Source organism: Cellulosimicrobium sp. KWT-B (assembly GCF_002127155.1).
In the GTDB taxonomy this organism is placed as follows: Bacteria; Actinomycetota; Actinomycetes; order Actinomycetales; family Cellulomonadaceae; genus Cellulosimicrobium; species Cellulosimicrobium funkei.
The window spans coordinates 273605-293093 of the sequence record NZ_NEDO01000003.1; the positions used below are offsets into that span (position 1 = coordinate 273605).

A 19489-nucleotide genomic window follows, 5' to 3' on the forward strand; every position below is an offset into this window, starting at 1 on the left:
AGCCCGCCGCCGGGTCGCGCGCCCGGCGCCCGGGCCGGTCGCCGCGGCTACCCCCTCCCCCCGCGCGGGCGGACCGGGCCGGTGGGACGATGCGGGCATGTCGCGCGTCGTCGCCGTCGGGACCTCGCTTCCCGCGCATGCGTACCGCCAGGACGAGATCTCCCGGGTCACGAGCGAGCTGCTCACCGACGACCCGGTGCGCCGCGCGCTCACGCGCCGGCTGCACGCCCACGCGGGCGTCGAGACCCGTCATCTCGCGCTGCCCCTGGAGGACTACGGCGGGCTGTCGTTCGGCTCCGCCAACGACACCTTCCTCGCGCTCGGGACCGACCTCGCGGAGCAGGCGTGCCGCGCGGCGCTCGACGACGCGGGCCTGCGCCCGGACGAGGTCGACCACGTGGTCCTCACCACCGTCACCGGCGTGGGCGCGCCGACGCTCGACGTGCTCGTCGCGGCCAGGCTCGGCCTGCGACCGGACGTGCGCCGCACGCCGTCGTTCGGGTGGGGCTGCGCCGGGGGCGCGGCGGGCCTAGCGCGGGCGGACGACCTGCTGCGGGGGCGCCCGCGGGACGTCGCGCTCCTCGTCGCCGTCGAGCTGTGCTCCCTGACGCTGCAGCGCACCGACCCGTCGACGGCGAACATCGTGGCGTCGGGCCTGTTCGGCGACGGCGCGGGGGCGGCCGTCCTCGTCGGGGACGAGCACCGCCTCGCCCGCCGCCCGGGCCCGTACGGACGGGCGGGCGCGGGCGTGCGCGCCCGGGGCGTGCGCGTCGTCGACTCGCGCTCGCACCTGCACGCGGGCACGACGGGCGACCTGGGGTGGCGCGTCGGCGACACGGGGTTCGAGATCGTGCTGTCGGCGCGTCTGCCCGAGCTCATCGGGGCGCACCTGCTGGGCGACGTCAAGGCCCTGCTCGCCGAGCACGACCTCGAGCCGGGCGACGTCGGGGCGTGGGTCGTGCACGCGGGCGGCCCGCGCGTCCTGGACGCGGTGCGCGACACCCTGGGCCTGGCCGAGGAGGAGCTCGCGCTGAGCCGGGCGTCCCTGCGCGAGGTGGGGAACCTGTCGTCGGCGTCGGTGCTGCACGTGCTCGGCGCGACCCTGGCCCGCACGGACGTGCCGCCCGGCGCGCCGGCCGTCCTCATGGCGTTCGGGCCCGGGGTGAGCACCGAGCTCGTCTTGCTGCGGCTCGACGGCCCCCGCCGGGCGCACGGGACCGGTCACGCGGGCGGGCACGCGGTCGCGCGAGCCGAGGAGGGCCAGGGATGAGCCTCGCCTGGTACGTGGTGCTCGTCGGCGCCACCGCCGTCGAACGGCTCGCCGAGCTCGTCGTCTCGGCCCGCAACGCCCGCTGGTCGTTCGCACGGGGCGGCGTCGAGTCCGGCCGCGGCCACTTCCCCGCGATGGTCGCCCTGCACACGGGGCTGCTGCTCGCGTGCGTGGCCGAGGCGTGGCTCGCCGACCGGCCGTTCCTGCCGTGGCTCGGCTGGCCCATGCTCGTCCTCGTGCTCGCGAGCCAGGGCCTGCGCTGGTGGTGCATCGCGACCCTCGGGCCGCGGTGGAACACGCGCGTCATCGTCGTGCCGGGCCTGCCGCTCGTCGCGCGCGGCCCGTACCGGTGGCTGCGCCACCCCAACTACGTCGCCGTCGTGGTCGAGGGCGTCGCGCTGCCGCTCGTGCACTCGTGCTGGATCACGGCCGTCGCGTTCACCCTGCTCAACGCCGTGCTGCTCGCCCGCTTCCGCATCCCCGCCGAGGAGCGCGCCCTCGCCCGCGCGACCGCGGCCGGCGCCGCCGCGCACCCGGCCGTGCCGTGACCCCTCCCCGGTCGACCGCACGCCGCACGACCGACCGCGACGTCGACGTGCTGGTCGTCGGCGGCGGGCCCGTGGGGCTCGCCGCCGCGCTGCACGCCCGCCGCGCCGGGCACGACGTCCTCGTGGTCGACCGCCGCGCGGGCGTCATCGACAAGGCGTGCGGCGAGGGCCTGCTCCCCGGCGCGCTGGCCGCGGTCCTCGCCCTCGGCGTCGACCCGCCGGGCCACCCGCTCGCCGGCATCAGCTACCGCGACGCCACCCGCCACGCCGACCACCCGTTCGCCGCCGGCCCGGGCCGCGGCGTGCGGCGCACCGCGCTGCACGCCGCCCTGCGCGAGCGCGCGCTCGCCGAGGGCGTCACGATCGAGCACGCCACGCTCCGGGCGCTGCGCCAGGACGCCCGCGGGGTCGACGTCGTGCTCGGCGCGGCGCGGGTACCCGCCGCGGAGGCACCCGGGCCGGACGGCGGCGCGGACGAGGTGGTGCGGGCCGCCCGCGTGCTCGGCTGCGACGGGCTGCACTCCACCGTGCGCCGCCTGACCGGCCTCGACGCCCCGCCGCACGGGCGCGCCCGGTTCGGCCTGCGCACCCACTACCGGCTCGCCCCGTGGAGCGACCTCGTCGAGGTGCACTGGGCACCGCACGCCGAGGCATACGTCACCCCGGTCGCGCCCGACGTCGTCGGCGTCGCCGTCCTCACCCACCGCGACGGCGCCCGCGGCACGCCCCGGGACGGGCACCACGGGCTCGACGCGTTCGGCGAGCTCGCGGACCGCGTGCGCGACGCCCCCGTGCTCGGGCGCGTCCGCGGCGCGGGACCGCTGCGCCAGCGGGCCCGACGCCGCACCGCCGGGCACGTGCGCCTCGTGGGCGACGCGTCCGGGTACGTCGACGCGCTCACCGGCGAGGGCGTGCGCGTCGGGCTCGCCCAGGCCGAGGCCGCCGTGCGCCACCTCGACGACCCGGCCGCGTACGAGCGCGCCTGGTCCCGCGCCACGCGCGACTATCGGGTCCTCACCTCCGGCCTGCTCGCCTGGGCGGGCAGCCCCGCCCGCCGCGCGATCGTGCCCGCCGCGAGCGCCGCGCCGTGGCTGTACGGGGCGGTCGTGGAGCGCCTGGCCCGCTGACGGGCGGCTGCGTGCCGGTCGCGGTACCCGCCCGCTGCGCTCGTCCGGCGAGCGCCCGTCGTCTCGCCACGCCCCGGTGTGGGCGCCCACCGCTACCGTGCGGCCATGACCTCGCTCGACCTGCACGTCGTCCCCGACCGATTCCTGCTCGGCCACGTCCCGGGCGCCACGTTCCCCGAGGACGACGAGTGGGTCGCGCTCGTGCGCGCCCCCGAAGGGCTCACGGTCGTGCGGCACGCGTCCCCGTTCGACGACGCGGAGCGGTGGGCGGGCTTCTACGGCTCGGCCCACGGGCTGGAGACGTCGGGCGTGCTCGCGTCCGTCGTCGGGCCGCTGGGCGAGGCGGGCGTGCCGGTGTTCGTCGCGTCCACGTTCCACGCGGACCTCGTGCTGGTCCCGGAGGTGCGGCTCGAGCAGGCCACCCGGGTGCTGCGCGACGCCGGTCACGCGGTCGCCGCTCCTCGGTGACCCCCGGGTCGCCGCTCGTCGTCGTGCGCGGTCCCCGCACCGGTAGCATGCGCGGATGCGAGCGCGAGGGTGGGTGGCGGCAGCGGCCGTGGTGCTGAGCACGGCGGTCCTGGTCGGGTGCGGGTCCGGCGGTGCGGGCACGGTGGACGGGGCCGAGGAACCGGAGGCGGCGAGCAGCGCTGCGCCGTCGCCCGCCACGGATGCCCCGGCGGATGACGGCGACCAGGACGGCGCCCCGGACGACGCCGCGACCTGCGTCGCCTCCAGCGACGTCATGACGATCGTGGAGAACGCCGACCTCGGCCTCGCCGACGGCCGCATGGCGGAGCAGGAGCGGGACGGCTGGTACAGGCTCGCCACCCGCGTGCTCGGCCGCCTGCCGTCCGGCGGGGACAGCGCCGTGCAGACGGCGGTCGGCGAGCTCCAGGCGGCCGCGCCGGCCGTCGCGGTCGGGACGTTCGCCGAGTCGACCGGCGTGGGCTCCCCGGAGTGGTCGCAGGCCCAGGCGGACCTCGGCGACGCGTGCGAGGCGCTCGGCGCTCCGCTGACGATCGCCCCGTTCACCGGCGGCTGACCCGACGCCCGGCCGCCGAGCCATTGCGCTCGGAGCCCGCCCCACCGCGCTCGGCGGCGCAGCCGGTCACGCCCGCGCCGCTGCCCTCTCCGCCCGGTCGAGCAGGTCGCGCGCGCGGTCGCGCGGCAGGAACGCGAGGAGCGCGTCCTTCTCCCCCACGCGCACCCGCTCGGCCACCTCGAAGCCGAGGGCCCGCATCCGGGCGTGCGCCCGCTCGTTCGCCGCGTCCGGCTCGACGACGATCCGGTCCACCCGCGGGTCGGCGAGGCAGAACGCGACGACCAGCGGACCGACGGCGGCCCACAGGTCCGCCCCGCGCGGGCCGCGCCCGCCGAGCAGGAAGTGCAGCCCGACGTCGCCCGGCGCCACCGCGTAGGCCTCCCCGACGGGGTCGTGCTCCGGCTCGTAGGTCTGCAGGAGCGCGACCGGGGCGTCGTCCCACCGCACGAGGAACGCGTGGTGCGTCGGCAGCGAGCCGACGTAGGCGTACAGGTCGCGCAGCTCCGTCCGGGACAGGTCCCCGAGTCCCCAGAACCGCGCCCACGGCCGGGTCACCCAGGCGTGCAGCACGTCGAGGTCCGCGTCCGGGTCGAGGACGCGCAGCGTCAGGCGGCCTCCGCCCGGCGCGCGGTGCGTGAGGAGCAGCTCCCCGGGAGCGCCGGTGCGCAGGCGGCCGGGGGCGGGCAGGTCGGTCGCGGTCATCGGGTCTCCTCGTGGCGCAGCAGGGCCCAGTCGGTCACGACGGGCACGGTCTCGGCGTCGGCCCACGCGGCGAGCCGGTCGGCGAAGTGGGGCGAGCGCGGGTCGCCGCTCGCGCCGAACGGCACGCCCCAGCGGCTCGCGTCCCGGTCGGCGAGGTCCCACACCCAGCGCGCGACCGACCCGCGCACGCACACGTCGCTGACCCCCGGCACGCTCGCGGTGCAGCGCACGGTGTCCGTGTCGCCCCCGAGCGGCACGTCCGGCACACGCGGGACCGGCGCGCCCGGCACGTCGAGGAGCACGTGCAGCCCGAGCACGCGGTGGGTGTCGCCCCACACCGGCGCGGGGCCCGGCGCGTCGTCCCGCGCCCGCACGACGTCGGCGAGCGCGGCCCACGCGAGCGCGGCGCCGTCGATCCCGAGCCACGCGGCCCCGAGCAGCGCGGGCAGCGCGTCGGCGACGCGCGCGGTGACCGACAGCCACGGCGCGAAGACCGGGTCGAGGCCGTGGGGCGCGTGCAGCGGCGCGAGCGCGGGGTGCGCCGCGACCCGGCCGACCAGCGCGCCGCGCCAGGCCGCGAAGAGCGCCGCGTCGGCGCTGCCCGCGTCCATGCGGCGGTCCCACGCGCGCAGCCGCGCCGCCGCGCGGACCGTCGCGGGATCGGGACGCGCGGTCGTGCCGTCGTCGGCGCTGGCCCCGTCGCCCGAGGCGCGGGCGTCGCGGTCGAGCCACCCGAGCAGGTCGTCCGCGCCGCCGAGCAGCGTGTCCGCGTGGACGCGCGACTGGTCCGCCGCGGTCACGTCGTCGCCCGCGGCCGCGAGGAGCGCCCGGATCCGGCGGGCGCGGTGCGGCGGGGCGTACGTGCGGCCCAGGTCGAGGCCGGGCCGCGCGGGCCGCTCGTTCGCGTCGACCGCGACGTCGTCGACGACCACGGGCGGGGGCGGCACGACCCACGGGCGGGCGCGCCCGGCGTCGGCCCACCCCGGCAGGGGCAGCGCGCGCTCGGCCGGGTCGCGGCGGGGCACGCGCCCCGCCGTCACCGACAGCACGGTCGCACGGTCCGCCGCCAGCACGCGGTCGACCGGGTCGACCCACGTCGCGAACGCGTCCGTGACGTCGCGCGCGGACCCGGCCCGCAGGAGCCGTCGCCACGCGGTGACCCCGAGGTCGGCGTCCACGCGTGCGGGCAGGCGCACCGCGAACGTCCGGCCCGGATCGTCGGGCCCACCGGTGACGACGACGCCGCGCGCCGTCTCGATCGTCTCCACGCGGTGCTCGACCGGGCCGCCGGCCGCGCGCACGCGGATCGTGGCGACGACGACGTCCGCCGGCTCCGGACCGTCCGGCCCTTCCGCGACGACACCGCCGTCCGCGGTGCGGTGCAGCCGCTCCGCGACGACGTCCACGTGGTGCGCCATCGCGTTCGTGACGCCCCACGCCGCCGCGCCCGCGTGCCCGAAGTGCGGGACCCCCGGGACGCCCGGGAACGCGAGCCCGACGACGTCGTACGCGTCGCACGCCAGGCGCACCTGTTGGTAGACGCCCGGCAGCTCCAGGAGGCGGTGCGGGTCGCCCGCGAGCAGCGGCGCCCCGCCGCGCGTGCGGGCGCCCGCGAGCGCCCACGCGTTCGACCCCGAGCCGGGGCCGCCGTCGACGGCGAGCAGGTCGAGCACCGTGGTGGGGGGAACGTCGGGCCGGGAGCGTGCGACGGCGACCCCGAGCGTGCGTGCGACGTGGTCGCGCCACAGCACGTGCGGGAAGCCGGAGAACAGGACGTGCGCGACGAGGAAGACGCCGAGCGGCGCCCACGCGGGCCACGGCTCGTGCGGGGGCAGGTCGCCCCCGCCGGGCCAGACCGGGTCGGCGAGGGCGTGCATCTCGGGCACGTCCCGCCCGCGCTCGAGGCCCTCGTCGACGCCCGCGGTGTACGCGTCGACCCAGGCGCGGTCGTCGTCCGCGAGCGCCGCGTAGGCGCGGCGCGCGGTGTCGGCGAGGCGGACGCGGTGGGCGAACCGGTCCCACGCGAGGCCCGGCTCGCCCAGGCGCTCGGCGAGCCGCCCCTCGGCGCGCCACCGGTCGACCTCGATCTGCCAGCCGCGGTCGAGCGCGGTGACGTACCCCTGGCCGCGCGCGAGCGCGAGCTCGTCCGTGGCGCGCACGTGCGGGACGCCCCACGCGTCGCGGTGCACCGAGAACCCGCCGGGGCTCGCCGTCACGTCAGCCCTCCCGCGCGGCGGGGTTGGCGAGGGTGCCCGCGTAGAGCAGGGACGCGGACTGGTCGGCGAGGTCGACCATCTGGAGCGTGTTGCGCAGCTGGAGGCGGTTGAGGCACGAGTGCGCGAACCGCGGGGCGCGCAGGTCGACGCCGCCGCGCAGGTCGGGGTGGTCGGCGCGGTGGGCGTCGAGGCACTCCGCGACGAGGCGCCAGAACCGGTCCTCGGGCAGCACGCCGTCGCCGTGGAGGATCGCGGCGAGGTGGCGCAGGACGCCGTCGAACACGTCGGTGAAGATCGCGAGCGCCTTCTCCTCGTCGTCGACGACGGCGCGCACGCGCTCGACGCCGGGCGGGAGGGGCGCGTCGCCGAGGACGGCGATCTCCTCGCCGACGTCCTTCATGACGGCGCGGACCACGACGTGGTCGCGGAGCACGAGGATGAGGTTCTCGCCGTGCGGCATGAACGCGAGGTCGTGCGCGAGGAGCGCGTGGGCCAGCGGGCGCAGGTAGGCGTCGAGGTAGGCGCGCACCCAGTCGGCGGGGTCGAGCCCGGAGGCGCGCACGAGCGCGGTCGCGTGCGCGGCGCCGTCGGGGTCGCGGTGCAGGAGCGCGGCCATGGTGGCGAGGCGCTCCCCGGGCGCGGTGCGCGGCACGGGGCTCTCGCGCCACAGGGCGGCGAGCATCTTGCGGTGCGGGGACGGCGTGGCGGTGCGGTGGTAGACGTCGCCGGTGTACCCGACCGAGGCGAGCTCGCGCAGCACGGTGAAGCCGCGGCCGCCGAGCTCCGGGTCGGCGGCGACGAGGTCGGCGACCCAGTCGTTGATGGCGGGGGTGTCGCGCATGTAGGCGGGCGACAGCCCGCGCAGGAACCCCATGTTCTGGATCGCGAGCGCCACCTTGACGTAGTGGCGGCCGGGCCGCGTGAGGTTGAACAGGGTGCGGATCGACTGCTGCGGCTGGTACTCGTCGGCGCCCGGCCCGAGCGGGACGAGGTCGCCGCGCGCGACGTCGGCCGCGAACGTGATGGGCACGCGGTGCTCCCACTGCCACGGGTGCACGGGCAGGTAGAGGTAGTCGGCCGGGTCGAGGCCGCGCGCGGCGAGCCGCTCGGCGAACGCGGCGCGCTCGTCGGGCGTGAGCTCGGCCCCGTAGTGCGTCTCCTCGTCGAGCCCGGCACCGAGCGCGAGGTGGGTGTGCTCGCGCCGCGCAGCGAGCCACAGCAGCCGCACGCGGCCCCCGTTCTCGGGCGCGTACGCGCGGTACTCCGCGAGGCCGAACCCGATGCGCCCGTTGTTCGCGACGAACCCCGGGTGCCCCTCCGTCATGGCCGCCTCGACCTGCTGGAACGACGCGCCGAGGAGGTCGGTGGCGCTCGGACCGCCGGTGCGCTCGTACCGCTCGAGCTTCGCCGTCGCGCTCGCGAGCGTGGACGACACCTCCTCGAGGTAGGTGGCGAGCAGGTCGTCCGGGATGCGCAGGTCGGGCTGGAGCTCGACGACGAGGTCGAGCGCGTCGACCGGCAGCTCACGCCGCGCGCTCGTGCCGCCCGTACCCGCGCGGTCGCCCGTACCCGCAGGGTCACCCGCCTCGGCCGTCCGGTTCGCCGCGCCGTGCCCGGCCTGCGCGGTGCGCCGGATCGACGCCTCGTCGAGCACCCAGTGCTCGAGCGCGTACCGCCGCGCGACGAACCGGTACTCCACCGAGCCGTCCGCGACGGGCAGCACGTACTGCCCCGGCCCGTCGGCATCGACCGGCCAGACCTCCGCGCGCGGCGCGAGCAGCCGCTCGTGGGTGAGCTCGGCGATCGTCTTCGCGACGAGGTGGCGGTGCGCGCGCTCGGCGAGGTCGGGGCGCAGGTGCGGGGCGTGGTCGACGCCGTCTCCCAGCGGGCTCGCGTCGAGGTCGGCGCGCGTCGCGACGGCGAGGTGCGCCGTCTTGCCGGGCAGCTCCACCTCGCGCAGCACGCGGAACCCGGCCGCGGCGTTCTTCGCCACGATCGCGGCGTTGCGCACGTCCGGCTCGACGACGACACGGCGGGCGCCACGTCCCGCGGGGTCGAGGCAGAACCGCACGACGGCGCCCATCACCGCCGAGGTGAACCCGCCGCGCGCGGGCCCGGCCGGGGGCGCGACGAGCAGGTGCATCCCGACGTCGCCCGGCTCCAGGAGCGCGACGGCCGCGGGGACGTCGGCGAGCGTGACGCGCGCCGGGTCGTACGTCTCCACGAGGAACGACGGCACGCCGTCGACCCGGCCGAGCCACGCGTCCTGGTGCGGGTCGGCGCGGACCCCCGCGAGGTAGTCCCGCACGCCGTCGACGTCGAGGTGGCCCAGCTGCCAGAACGCCGAGCGGGGGTGCGCGAGCCAGCCCTGCACGAGCGCGGCGTCGCGCACCGGGTCGACCGCCTCGAACGAGACCTCCGCGCGGCCGCTGCCGAGCCGGACCCGCACCGCGAAGGCGGCGCCCGGGCTCGCGCTCGTCGCCGGGGCGGGCGACGGCGCGGCCGCCGTCGTCGCGGTGGGGGCGCTCATCGGGCCTCCCCTGCCGTGCGCCCGGCCGCCGCTGCGTCCGCGGTGCGCGACGCGGCCGGAGGCGGGGCGGCGGCGGGGCCGGCGTCGTCGGGCAGGCCGAACGTCTGGAACGCGATGCGCTCCTCCACCGGGTACACCTCGCGGCCCGTGACGGTGCGCAGCACGACGGCGTTGCGCCACGCGGCGAACCCGAGGTCCGGGGCGGTGATGCCGTGCGTGTGCTCCTCGCCGTTGAGCACGTGGACGCGGCGCGCGTCGTCGACCGTGTAGTCGCGCGCGACGTCGAACCGCCCGAGCTCGTCGAACCGGAGCAGGTGGCGCACCGGGTCGAGGAACGCCGGGACGGAGGCGGCGTAGCCGGTCGCGACGACGAGCGCGCGCGTGCGGCGCTCGACCTCCCGCCCGAGCTGCGCGTGCCGCAGGCGCAGCACGTACTCCCCGGCCGACCCCGCCGCGTCGGGCTCCCCGGGGACGCCCGCGTCGTCGCGCCCGCGGACGGCCGGCTCGTACCGCGCGGCGACGACCTCGGTGTCGGTGAGCAGCGTCGTCGGCACCGGGCGGTCCAGGCTCAGGCGGTACAGCGCGTCGTAGATCTCGTCCACGAGGTCGCCGCTGATCCCCTTGTACAGGCCCCGCTGCTCGCGGCCGAGGAGCTGGCGCAGCTCGAGCGGCAGCGCGTGGAAGTGGTCGGTGTACTCCGGCGACGTCATCTCGAGCGTGAGCTTCGTGTACTCCATGGGGAAGAAGCGCGGCGAGCGCGTCACCCAGTCGAGCCGGTAGCCGGGGCGCCGCGCGTCGCCGTGCACGCCGTCGAGCAGGTCGCGGTAGACCTCGGCGGCCGACTGGCCGCTGCCCACGACCGTCACCGAGCCCGCGGCCGCGAGCGCGTCGCGGTGCGGCAGGTACTGCGCGCTGTGCACGAGCGGCCCGGCGCCCGGGTGCTCGCCGCGCGCGACCTCGTCCGCGAGCGTCCGCAGCGCGGGCGGCAGCACCGGCGACGTGCCGACGCCGAGCACGAGGTGGCGGCCCCGGTGCTCCTCGGTACCCGTGACGGCGCCGTCCGCGTCGAGGACCTCGGCCCGCACGACGAACGCGTCGGCGGCCGGGTCGTGCTCGACGGCGACGACGCGCCGCGACCAGCGCAGCGAGCCCAGGCGGGCCGCGACCCAGCGGCAGTACGCGTCGTACTCGGCGCGCAGCGGGTAGAACGACTCCCGGATGTAGAACGGGTAGAGCCGGCCCGTGGCCTTGAGGAACGCGAGGAACGAGTACGGCGACGTCGGGTCCGCCATCGTGACGAGGTCGGCGAGGAACGGGACCTGGATCGTCGCCCCCTCGATCATCATCCCGGGGTGCCAGCGGAACTCGGGCGCCGCGTCGAGGAACACGGCGTCGACGTCGTCGAGGGGCGCGGACAGCGCCGCGAGCCCGAGGTTGAACGGCCCGATCCCCACGCCGACGACGTCGCGCACGCGCGCCGGGTCGTGGGGCGCCGGGTCGTGGGGCGCTCGGGCGGGGCCGCTCGTCGTGGGGGCAGTCGTGGTCATCGGGTCACCGCCCCGGCGGTCGCGAGGGACGCCACGAGGTCCGCGGCGTGCGTCGCGACGTCGTCGTCGTGCAGCAGCTCGTCGCGCTCGACGAGCGCCTGGGCCGTCGTGCGCACGAGGTCGAGCACGTGGCGCACGTCCGCGAGCGTCACGGTCGGGTTGAGCAGCGTGAGCTTGAGGCACGGGACGCCGTCGAGCACGGTCTTGGCGACCACCGCGCGACCGGACTCGAACAGCACGCGCCGCACGAGCGGCACGAGGCGGTCCGCGTGCGCCGCGGACAGCCCCGGCGGCTCGTAGCGGAACAGGACCGTGGACAGGTCCGTGCGGCCGAGCACGCGCAGCTCGGGGTCGTCCGCGAGGTCGGCGTGCACCTGCGCGGCGAGGTCGCACACGGCGTCGACCATCGCGCCGACCCCGCCGGGGCCGAGCGCGCGCAGCGTCGTCCAGAGCTTGAGCGCGTCGAAGCGGCGCGTCGTCTGGAGCGACACGTCGACCTGGTTCGGCTCGGCGTTCTCGCGCGGGTTGAGGTAGTCCGCGTGGTGCGCGACGCGCTCCAGGTCGGCGCGCTCGCGCACGAGCAGCGCGCTCGCGGACACGGGCTGGAAGAACGCCTTGTGGTAGTCGACGGTCACCGACCGCGAGCGCTCGATGCCGTCGAGCAGGTGCCGGCGCGTCGGGGACACGAGGAGGCCGCACCCGTAGGCGGCGTCGACGTGCAGCCACACGTCGGCCGCGTCGCACACGTCCGCGACCGCGGCGAGCGGGTCGACGCAGCCGCGGTCGGTCGTGCCGGCGGTCGCGACGACCGCCATGACCACGTCGCCCGCGGCGTGCACCGCGGCGACCGCGGCCGCGAGCGCCGCGGGCACGACCCGGCCGTCGGCGTCGGCCTCGACCCGCACGACCGCGTCGTCGGCGAGCCCGAGCAGGAGGGCCGAGCGCGCGACGCTGAAGTGGCTCGACCCTGCGGCCAGGACGCGCAGGCGCGGCAGGACGGCCGAGCGTCCGAGCCCGTCGCGGGCCGCGCGCTCGACGGCGCGCTCGCGGGCGAGGAAGAGCGCGTGAAGGTTGGACTGGGTGCCGCCCGACGTGAGGACGCCGTCGCCGGCGGCGTAGCCGACGCGGCCCGCGGTCCAGGCGACGAGGCGGCGCTCCATGAGGGTCGCGACGGTCGACTGGTCGTACGTGTCGACGGACGTGTTGATCGCGGCGAGCAGGGCCTCGGCCCCGACGGCGGGCAGCGCGACCGGACAGTTGAGGTGCGCTGCGTAGGCGGGGTGGTGGAACCACACGGCGTGGGTCGCGTAGAGGTCGGCGGCCTCCCGCAGCGCCGCGTCGGTCCCGACGCCGGGGCCGTCGAGGTCGGCGGCGTCGACGAGCGCCGCCAGGTGCGTGCGGCTCGCGCCGGACCAGGGCTGGTCGACGGCGGCCACGCGCGCGGCGACGTCGTCCACCACGGCGTGCAGGGTGCTCGCGTAGGCGCCCGCGGTCGCGCCGGTGAGCAGCGCGGGGGCGGTCGGGGTACCGTGCGCGGGCGCGCCGGATCGTGCTGAGAGCATGCGAGGCTCCAGGACGGGGAGAGGACCGCCACGGACCGCGGCGGGGCAACCTGAGGTTTGCCTTGCCTAACCTAGCGTAGCGCGGTTTCGCGTCAAGAGTGACCTGCACCACGTCCGCCGTGGACGCGCGGCCACGGTGGGGAGAGGATGGCAGTCGCCCGTCCTGGTGCCCGAGGAGGCCGTGTGGAACCCACCGTCGCGTCGACCCGCCCCGCCCTCGTCACCGTGGACGACGACCCCGGGGTCTCGCGCGCGGTCGCGCGGGACCTGCGCCGCCGCTACGGCGACCGGTACCGGATCGTGCGCGCCGAGTCCGGTGCCGAGACGCTCGCGGCGCTGCGCGAGCTCGCGCTGCGCGGCGAGGACGTGGCCGTCGTCCTCGCCGACCACCGCATGCCCGGCATGACGGGCGTCGAGCTGCTCGAGCAGGCGATGGACCTCTTCCCCGCGGCGCGGCGCGTCCTGCTCACCGCCTACGCGGACACCGAGGCCGCGATCGAGGCGATCAACGTCGTCGACCTCGACTACTACCTGCTCAAGCCGTGGGACCCGCCCGAGGAGAAGCTCTACCCCGTCGTGGACGCCCAGCTCGAGGCGTGGTCCGCGACCGACCGCCGCCGGCCCGCCGAGACCGTCGTCGTCGGGCACCGGTGGTCGGCGCGCTCGTCGCAGGTGCGCGAGTTCCTCGCGCGCAACCGCGTCCCCTACCGGTGGTACCCGTCCGAGTCCGCCGAGGGGGCGCGCCTGCTCACCGCCGCGCAGGCCGACGGCGAGACCCTCCCCCTCGTCGTCACGCCCGAGGGCGAGCCCCTCGTCGCGCCCGACGACGCGACGCTCGCCGAGCGCGTCGGGCTCGCCACGCGCCCCGCGGCCGACTTCTACGACCTCGTCGTCGTGGGCGGCGGGCCCGCGGGGCTCAGCGCGGCGCTGTACGGGGCGTCGGAAGGGCTGCGCACGGTGCTCGTCGAGCGCACCGCGACCGGCGGCCAGGCCGGCCAGAGCTCCCGCATCGACAACTACCTCGGCTTCCCCGACGGGATCTCGGGCGCCCAGCTCGCCGAGCGCGCGCGCCGCCAGGCCGTGCGGTTCGGCGCCGAGATCGTCACGACGCGCGACGCCGTCGAGCTCGACGTCGACGGCCCGGCGCGCTCGGTGCGGTTCCCCGACGGCACGTCGATCGACGCGCACACCGTCATCCTCGCCTCCGGCGTCTCCTACCGGCTGCTCGACGGCCCGGGCCTCGCCGACCTCGTGGGCCGCGGCGTCTTCTACGGCTCGGCGCTCACCGAGGCGTCCGCGTGCCAGGACCAGGAGGTGTACGTCGTCGGGGGCGCGAACTCCGCCGGGCAGGCGGCGCTCTACCTCGCGCGCGAGGCCAAGCAGGTGACGCTCGTCGTGCGCGGCGACTCGCTCGCCCGGTCCATGTCGTCCTACCTCGTCGAGCAGGTCGAGGCCCACCCGCGCGTGCGGGTCCTCACCCGCACGGAGGTCGTCGCGGCGTCGGGCGACGACCACCTGGAGCACCTCGAGCTGCGCGACCTCGACGCCGGCACGACGTCGCGCGTCGAGTGCGGGTGGGCGTTCGTGTTCATCGGCGCCGCGCCCCGCACCGACTGGCTCGACGGCGTCGTCGCGCGCGACCCCCGCGGGTTCGTGCTCGCGGGACCCGACCTCCTGCACGACGGCGCCCCGCCCGCCGGGTGGACGCTCGACCGCCCGCCCTACCACCTGGAGACGTCCGTGCCCGGCGTGTTCGCCGCCGGGGACGTGCGCGCGGAGTCGGCCAAGCGCGTCGCGTCCGCCGTCGGCGAGGGCGCCATGGCCGTCATGCTCGTCCACCGCTACCTCGAACAGCTCTGACCCCGACCCGCCCCGCTCCCGCCGACAACACCGACGACATAGCCCCGACGACACAGCCCCGACCGACCCGGAGGCGACACCGTGACCAGCACCGAGGACCCCACCACGACCCCGCCCGCGGGCGGCGCGAGCACCGCGCCCGGCACCGCCGCGGCCGCCGCCGCGCGCGGCTGGCTGCCGTGCGACGTCGACGAGCTGCGCGCCACGTTCCTGTTCGAGCACCTCACCGACGACCAGCTCGCCTGGCTGTGCGCGACGGGCCACGTCGAGCGACACGACGCGGGCTGGCTGCTGCACGAGGGCGCGCCCGCCGAGGCGTTCTACGTCCTGCTCGACGGCGGCGTCGCGCTCTACCGGCGCGTCGGCGAGGACGAGGTCGAGGTCTCGCGCACCCGTCAGGTCGGGGTCTACCTGGGCGCCTGGAACGCCTACCTCGGCGACCGGCTGCCCCAGACCTACCTGCACTCGGCGCGCGCGCTCGAGCCCTCGCGCTTCTTCGTGCTCGCGGCGCCCGACTTCGCCAAGCTCATGACCGAGTGGTTCCCCATGGCGGTGCACCTGCTCGAGGGCGTGTTCTGGGGCACGCGCGACGCGCAGCAGCTCGTCGGGCAGCGCGAGCGGCTGCTCGCGCTCGGGTCCCTGTCCGCGGGCCTCACCCACGAGCTCAACAACCCCGCCGCGGCCGCCGTGCGCGCCACCGGGACCCTGCGCGAGCGCGTCGCCGCCATGCGGCACAAGCTCGCGCTCATCGCCGACGGCCCCTATGACCGCGCCACGCTCGCCGAGCTGATCCGGCTCCAGGAGGAGGCGCTCGAGCGGTACGCGGACACGCGCACCGCGGACGCCGTCGGCGCACTGGAGACCTCCGACCTCGAGGACCGCCTCACCGACTGGCTCGACGACCACGGCCTGCCCGAGGGGTGGCGGGTCTCCCCCGCGCTCGTCCAGGCCGGCATCGACGAGCCGTGGCTCGACCGCGTCGCCGGACGGGTCGACGCCGGCGCGCTCACCGGCGCGGTGAGCTGGCTCGCGTACACCATCGAGACCGAGCAGCTCATGGCCGAGATCGAGGACGCCACCGTGCGCATCTCCTCCCTCGTCGGCGCCGCCCGCCAGTACTCCCAGCTCGACCGGGCGCCGTTCCGGCCCGTGGACCTGCGGGAGCTGCTCGACTCCACCCTGACGATGCTCGACCACACCCTCGACGGCGTCGACGTCGTGCGCCGCTACGACCCCGACCTGCCCCCCGTGCCCGTGTACGCCGCCGAGCTCAACCAGGTGTGGACCAACCTCGTCGAGAACGCCGCCCAGGCCATGGCCGGCACCGGCACCCTCACCGTCACCACCCGGCGCGTCGACGACCACGCCGAGGTCGAGGTCGCCGACACCGGCCCCGGGATCCCCGACGACGTGCGCCCGCGCATCTTCGAGCCGTTCTTCACGACCAAGCCCGTCGGCCAGGGCACCGGGCTCGGCCTCGACATCTCGTGGCGCATCGTCGTCAACAAGCACCACGGCGACCTCGCCGTGACGTCCGTGCCGGGCGACACGCGGTTCGTCGTGCGGCTCCCGCTCGAACCCGCGCCCGTCCCTACCTCGCCCATCTCGCCCACCTCGCCCGACGCGCCCGACGGCCGCCCGTGACGGCCGCCCCCGCGGCCGGGACCTCGCCCGTCGGCGAGGAGCGCCACGCCTCCTGGCTCGAGCTGTTCTTCGACCTCGTCGTCGTCGCGGGCATCGGCATGCTCGCCCACCTCCTCCAGGAGGACCACGACGGCGGCGGGCTCGCGCTCTACGTCGTGGCGTACACGGCCTTCTGGCTCGTGTGGGCGTGCTTCACCACGTACGGCAACGTCGCGGGAGAAGGCGCGCGGTCCCTGCCGATCCTCGCCGGGATGGCCGCGCTCGCCGTGATGATCGCCGCCGTCCCCGGCATCCACGACGAGCACGCCCGCGCGTTCGCCGTCGCCTACGTCGTGGGCCGCCTCGTGGCCGCACGCCCGTGGCGGCGCACGACCGTCGTCGTGGACCTGCCCGTCGTGCAGGCGCTCGCCGGCGTCGTGCCGTGGGTCGTGTCGTGGTGGGCCGACGGTCAGACCCGGTACGTGCTGTGGGGCGTCGGCCTCGCGATCGACCTGCTGCTGCTCCTCACGCTCTCGGGCGAGCGGCTCGTGCGGCGCGCGCAGGAACGCCTCGACGAGGTCCGCGAGCGCCGGGGCCGGGGTCGTGCGCTCGGCGGCCGTCGTGCACGACCGGGCGCGCCGGACCGCGGGCGGCGGCGCGACCTGGAGGTCCCGACGACGGTCGACGCCGCCGCGAGCGACGTGCCCCACCTCGGCGAGCGGCTCGGCCTGTTCGTCATCATCGTGCTCGGCGAGGGCCTCATCCAGGCGATCGACGCCGCGAGCGAGGCCGAGTGGGACCGCACCCTGCTCGTGGCCGGCGCGGGGGCGTTCACCCTGCTGGTCGGGCTCTGGGCGCTCACGGTGCGCTCCGGGTACGCGGGCGTGGCGCTCCTGCGCCCGGCAGGCGTGCCGCCCCGGGTCGCGTGGTTCCTGCACCTCGTGACGACGGGGGCCCTCGCCACGCTCGCGGGCGCGCTCGGCGGCGTGCTGGACCGCCCGGCGCGCGCCCTCGAGCCGGCCGAGCTCGCGCTGCTCGTCGGAGCGTTCGCCGTCCACGGCCTGGTGTCCGCGGGCGTCCACGCCGTGCTGCGCGACGTCCGCACCGCGCTGGTCCTCGCCGTTCCCGTCGCGTCCGCGGGGGCGGTCGCCGCGCTCGCGGGCGGGTCGGTCTCGGCCGCCGGGCTCGTGTGGGTCCTGTCGGGCGCGCTGCTCGTCCAGCTCTCGGGTGCGGTGCGCGCACGCCGTGTGGCGCCGACAGCGCCGTCGGGCCCGACGGCGGCGGGGACGGCGGCGGGGACGGCGGCGGAGACGGACGCGCGGGACGACACCTGACGCCTCCCGGGCGCAAAACCGTGGACGTCGCGCGCTCGCGGGCATAGCCTCGTGGCGTCCGGTCGACACCCGCCCGGACGCTCGACCATGACGACCGGTGAAGGGCAGGTGGACCCGCGTGACGCACGAGTGGTCCGTCGACCCGTCCCGAAGGGCGCTCCTCAGGTAGACGACGTGCGTCGTCCACCTGCAGAGCCGTCCTGGGGCACCGTCCTGGGGCGGCTCTCGTCGTCCCGGGGCACGGCACGCGAACGCACGACAGGAGGAGCGACGATGAGCGAGGTGGTCATCTACAACCTCGGCGGCAGCCAGGTGCTCGGCCGCGTGTCGTTGCGCCACGCGATCCGCATGCTGCACCGGCAGGTCGCCGAGGTGCTGGAGGCCGTCGAGGGCGAGACGTTCGGGCCCTACCAGCGGCCCCGGTCGGTCGCGCTCGTGCGGTACGTGCACGCGCGCTGGGTGTACGAGCGGCAGGGCCGGGTGCCGTACTCGCGCGCCGCGCTCCTGCGCCGCGACCGCTACCGGTGCGCGTACTGCGGCGGCACCGCGACGACGATGGACCACGTCGTCCCGCGGTGCCAGGGCGGCACGACGACGTGGCTCAACGCCGTCGCCGCGTGCGAGCCGTGCAACGCGGCCAAGGGTGGGCGCACGCCCGAGCAGGCGGGTCTGTCGCTCCTGTCGAGACCGTTCGAGCCCGCGTTCCGTGACATCTACCCGTCGGCGCCCGCCCCGCGCAGACGCTGACGGGTCTCCGGCCGGCGCGCCCGGCCGGTCACGGGCGGCCCGGCCGGTGGCAGTGACACCGGCCGGGCCGGCCGCGTGGTGCGGTCCTGCGACCGCGACCGCGCCCGCGGCGGCGTCCGGGACACCGGCCGCGCCCCTCCCTCCAGGTGGAGCCGGTCCGCGCCGCGCACCCACCTCGGGTCCCGGGCCGCGCGAGGGAGCCCACGATGGCGACGGTCCGGATCGGGACGTTCAACGTCGAGAACCTGTTCGAGCGGCCGCGCGCGATGGCGGGCCCGCTGACCGCGGGGAACGCGGTCCTGGCGGCGCACGCCCGGGTCAACGCCCTGATCGCCGAGGACCGGTACGGCCCTGACGTCCGCGCCGAGATCCTGGAGCACCTGGAGACGCTCGGCCTGCTGCGCGCCGACGCCGCCGCGCTCGCGGTGCTGCGCCAGGTGCGGGGGCGGCTCGTGCGCCGCACCGGGTCGCAGGCCGCCGGGACGGCCCGCACCGAGGTGGTCGCGACCGGGCGGGGCGACTGGGTCGGCTGGGTCGACCTCGTCAAGGACCGGGTCGACGAGCTCGCGATGGCCCACACGGCACGCGTCGTGGCCGACGTCGGTGCCGACGTCCTCGCCGTCGTCGAGGCGGAGAGCCGCGTCGCGCTGAAGCGGTTCACCGACGCGGGCGTCACCCGCTCCGGGCGCGCGCTCTACCCGCACGTCATGGTCATCGACGGCAACGACGACCGCGGGATCGACGTCGGGCTGCTCACGCGGCGACCGTACGAGATCGGGACGGTGCGCTCCCACGTCGACGACCGGGACTCGCGCGGACGCCTCGTCTTCGGCCGTGACTGCCCCGAGTACGTCGTCGCGCTGCCGGGCGGCGGCACGCTCACCGTGCTCGTCAACCACTTCAAGTCCAAGGGGTACGGGACGCAGGCCGAGTCGGACGCGACCCGGCGCCGCCAGGCGACCCGCACCGCGGCGATCTATGCGGGTCTGCGCGCCCGCGGCGAGGAGCACGTCGTGGTCGTCGGCGACCTCAACGACACACCGGGGTCGGTGCCGCTGCGCCCGCTCCTCGAGGGGACCGACCTGCGCGACGTGAGCGTGCACCCGGACTTCCGGGGCGACGGGCGTCCCGGGACGTACGGCAACGGGACCGCGAGCCAGAAGATCGACTACGTCCTGCTCTCCCCCGCGCTGTTCGAGCGCACCGTCGGCGGGTCGGTCTTCCGCCGGGGCGTGTGGGGCGGGAAGGACGGGACCCTGTTCCCGCACTACGACACGATGACCTCGCCCGTGCACGCGGCGTCCGACCACGCCGCCCTGTGGGCCGACGTCGACCTCGCGTGACGGGCCCGGCCGGGCGCCCGGGGCGGTGGGCGCCCGGC

General features: G+C 77.1%; 15 protein-coding genes. 10 read left to right on the top strand and 5 right to left on the bottom strand.

The features are described 5' to 3' along the window. The first annotated feature begins 97 nt into the window (after window positions 1-97). From B9L22_RS11165 to B9L22_RS11185, 5 genes are all read left to right on the top strand, one after another. Complete coding sequence (locus B9L22_RS11165) at window positions 98-1270, top strand: type III polyketide synthase (protein WP_086150419.1); 1173 nt, start codon at window positions 98-100, stop codon at window positions 1268-1270. Beyond that, complete coding sequence (locus tag B9L22_RS11170; protein WP_074806491.1) at window positions 1267-1818, top strand: isoprenylcysteine carboxyl methyltransferase family protein; 552 nt, start codon at window positions 1267-1269, stop codon at window positions 1816-1818. Before B9L22_RS11165 ends, B9L22_RS11170 begins: the two co-directional genes overlap by 4 nt. Next, the gene (locus B9L22_RS11175) at window positions 1815-2945 is read left to right on the top strand and encodes an NAD(P)/FAD-dependent oxidoreductase (protein WP_086150420.1); all 1131 of its coding nucleotides are present in this window, start codon (window positions 1815-1817) and stop codon (window positions 2943-2945) included. The genes B9L22_RS11170 and B9L22_RS11175 overlap by 4 nt, the downstream gene beginning before the upstream one ends. A 105-nt stretch (window positions 2946-3050) precedes the next feature. Then, a complete protein-coding gene (locus tag B9L22_RS11180) occupies window positions 3051-3413 on the top strand; it encodes an ACT domain-containing protein (RefSeq protein ID WP_034652603.1) in 363 nt (120 codons plus the stop codon). A 55-nt stretch (window positions 3414-3468) separates the two neighbouring features. Further along, window positions 3469-3987, top strand: coding sequence for a hypothetical protein (locus tag B9L22_RS11185; protein WP_143317248.1), 519 nt, complete (start codon window positions 3469-3471; stop codon window positions 3985-3987). A 66-nt stretch (window positions 3988-4053) separates the two neighbouring features. On the opposite strand, the gene B9L22_RS11190 is transcribed toward B9L22_RS11185, so the two are convergent. Genes B9L22_RS11190 through B9L22_RS11210 form a run of 5 tightly spaced genes read right to left on the bottom strand, consistent with a single transcriptional unit; the run spans window position 4054 to window position 12544 of the window. Next, complete coding sequence (locus B9L22_RS11190; protein ID WP_086150422.1) at window positions 4054-4689, bottom strand: GNAT family N-acetyltransferase; 636 nt, start codon at window positions 4687-4689, stop codon at window positions 4054-4056. Next, on the bottom strand, window positions 4686-6905 hold the full coding sequence (locus tag B9L22_RS11195; protein WP_233140025.1) for a penicillin acylase family protein: 2220 nt from the start codon (window positions 6903-6905) through the stop codon (window positions 4686-4688). Before B9L22_RS11195 ends, B9L22_RS11190 begins: the two co-directional genes overlap by 4 nt. A 1-nt stretch (window position 6906) precedes the next feature. Next, window positions 6907-9435, bottom strand: a complete 2529-nt coding sequence (locus tag B9L22_RS11200) for a GNAT family N-acetyltransferase (protein WP_086150423.1) — start codon at window positions 9433-9435, stop codon at window positions 6907-6909. Beyond that, on the bottom strand, window positions 9432-10982 hold the full coding sequence (locus tag B9L22_RS11205; RefSeq protein WP_086150424.1) for a lysine N(6)-hydroxylase/L-ornithine N(5)-oxygenase family protein: 1551 nt from the start codon (window positions 10980-10982) through the stop codon (window positions 9432-9434). The genes B9L22_RS11200 and B9L22_RS11205 overlap by 4 nt, the downstream gene beginning before the upstream one ends. After that, window positions 10979-12544 (bottom strand): pyridoxal-dependent decarboxylase, encoded by a 1566-nt coding sequence (locus B9L22_RS11210; protein WP_086150425.1) that lies wholly within the window; start codon window positions 12542-12544, stop codon window positions 10979-10981. Before B9L22_RS11210 ends, B9L22_RS11205 begins: the two co-directional genes overlap by 4 nt. Window positions 12545-12727: 183 nt before the next feature. Here B9L22_RS11210 and B9L22_RS11215 point away from each other — a divergent pair, with 183 nt between their 5' ends. The 5 genes from B9L22_RS11215 (at window position 12728) to B9L22_RS11235 (ending at window position 19451) form a co-directional block, all read left to right on the top strand. After that, on the top strand, window positions 12728-14404 hold the full coding sequence (locus B9L22_RS11215) for an FAD-dependent oxidoreductase (RefSeq protein ID WP_233140031.1): 1677 nt from the start codon (window positions 12728-12730) through the stop codon (window positions 14402-14404). Window positions 14405-14485: 81 nt separating this feature from the next. Further along, window positions 14486-16048, top strand: a complete 1563-nt coding sequence (locus B9L22_RS11220; RefSeq protein WP_233140036.1) for an ATP-binding protein — start codon at window positions 14486-14488, stop codon at window positions 16046-16048. Next, complete coding sequence (locus tag B9L22_RS11225; RefSeq protein ID WP_086150427.1) at window positions 16045-17361, top strand: low temperature requirement protein A; 1317 nt, start codon at window positions 16045-16047, stop codon at window positions 17359-17361. Before B9L22_RS11220 ends, B9L22_RS11225 begins: the two co-directional genes overlap by 4 nt. Window positions 17362-17634: 273 nt before the next feature. Further along, window positions 17635-18108, top strand: coding sequence for an HNH endonuclease (locus tag B9L22_RS11230; protein ID WP_009863577.1), 474 nt, complete (start codon window positions 17635-17637; stop codon window positions 18106-18108). Window positions 18109-18314: 206 nt separating this feature from the next. Then, complete coding sequence (locus B9L22_RS11235) at window positions 18315-19451, top strand: endonuclease/exonuclease/phosphatase family protein (protein ID WP_086150428.1); 1137 nt, start codon at window positions 18315-18317, stop codon at window positions 19449-19451. Window positions 19452-19489 lie beyond the last annotated feature (38 nt).

What these genes read in the sequence shown, in the direction of transcription:
- B9L22_RS11165 (WP_086150419.1), top strand. Translation starts at nt 98, where the DNA reads ATGTCGCGCGTCGTCGCCGTCGGGACCTCGCTTCCCGCGCATGCGTAC.
- B9L22_RS11170 (WP_074806491.1), top strand. Translation starts at nt 1,267, where the DNA reads ATGAGCCTCGCCTGGTACGTGGTGCTCGTCGGCGCCACCGCCGTCGAA.
- B9L22_RS11180 (WP_034652603.1), top strand. Translation starts at nt 3,051, where the DNA reads ATGACCTCGCTCGACCTGCACGTCGTCCCCGACCGATTCCTGCTCGGC.
- B9L22_RS11185 (WP_143317248.1), top strand. Translation starts at nt 3,469, where the DNA reads ATGCGAGCGCGAGGGTGGGTGGCGGCAGCGGCCGTGGTGCTGAGCACG.
- B9L22_RS11190 (WP_086150422.1), bottom strand. Translation starts at nt 4,689, where the DNA reads ATGACCGCGACCGACCTGCCCGCCCCCGGCCGCCTGCGCACCGGCGCT.
- B9L22_RS11200 (WP_086150423.1), bottom strand. Translation starts at nt 9,435, where the DNA reads ATGAGCGCCCCCACCGCGACGACGGCGGCCGCGCCGTCGCCCGCCCCG.
- B9L22_RS11205 (WP_086150424.1), bottom strand. Translation starts at nt 10,982, where the DNA reads ATGACCACGACTGCCCCCACGACGAGCGGCCCCGCCCGAGCGCCCCAC.
- B9L22_RS11210 (WP_086150425.1), bottom strand. Translation starts at nt 12,544, where the DNA reads ATGCTCTCAGCACGATCCGGCGCGCCCGCGCACGGTACCCCGACCGCC.
- B9L22_RS11230 (WP_009863577.1), top strand. Translation starts at nt 17,635, where the DNA reads ATGAGCGAGGTGGTCATCTACAACCTCGGCGGCAGCCAGGTGCTCGGC.
- B9L22_RS11235 (WP_086150428.1), top strand. Translation starts at nt 18,315, where the DNA reads ATGGCGACGGTCCGGATCGGGACGTTCAACGTCGAGAACCTGTTCGAG.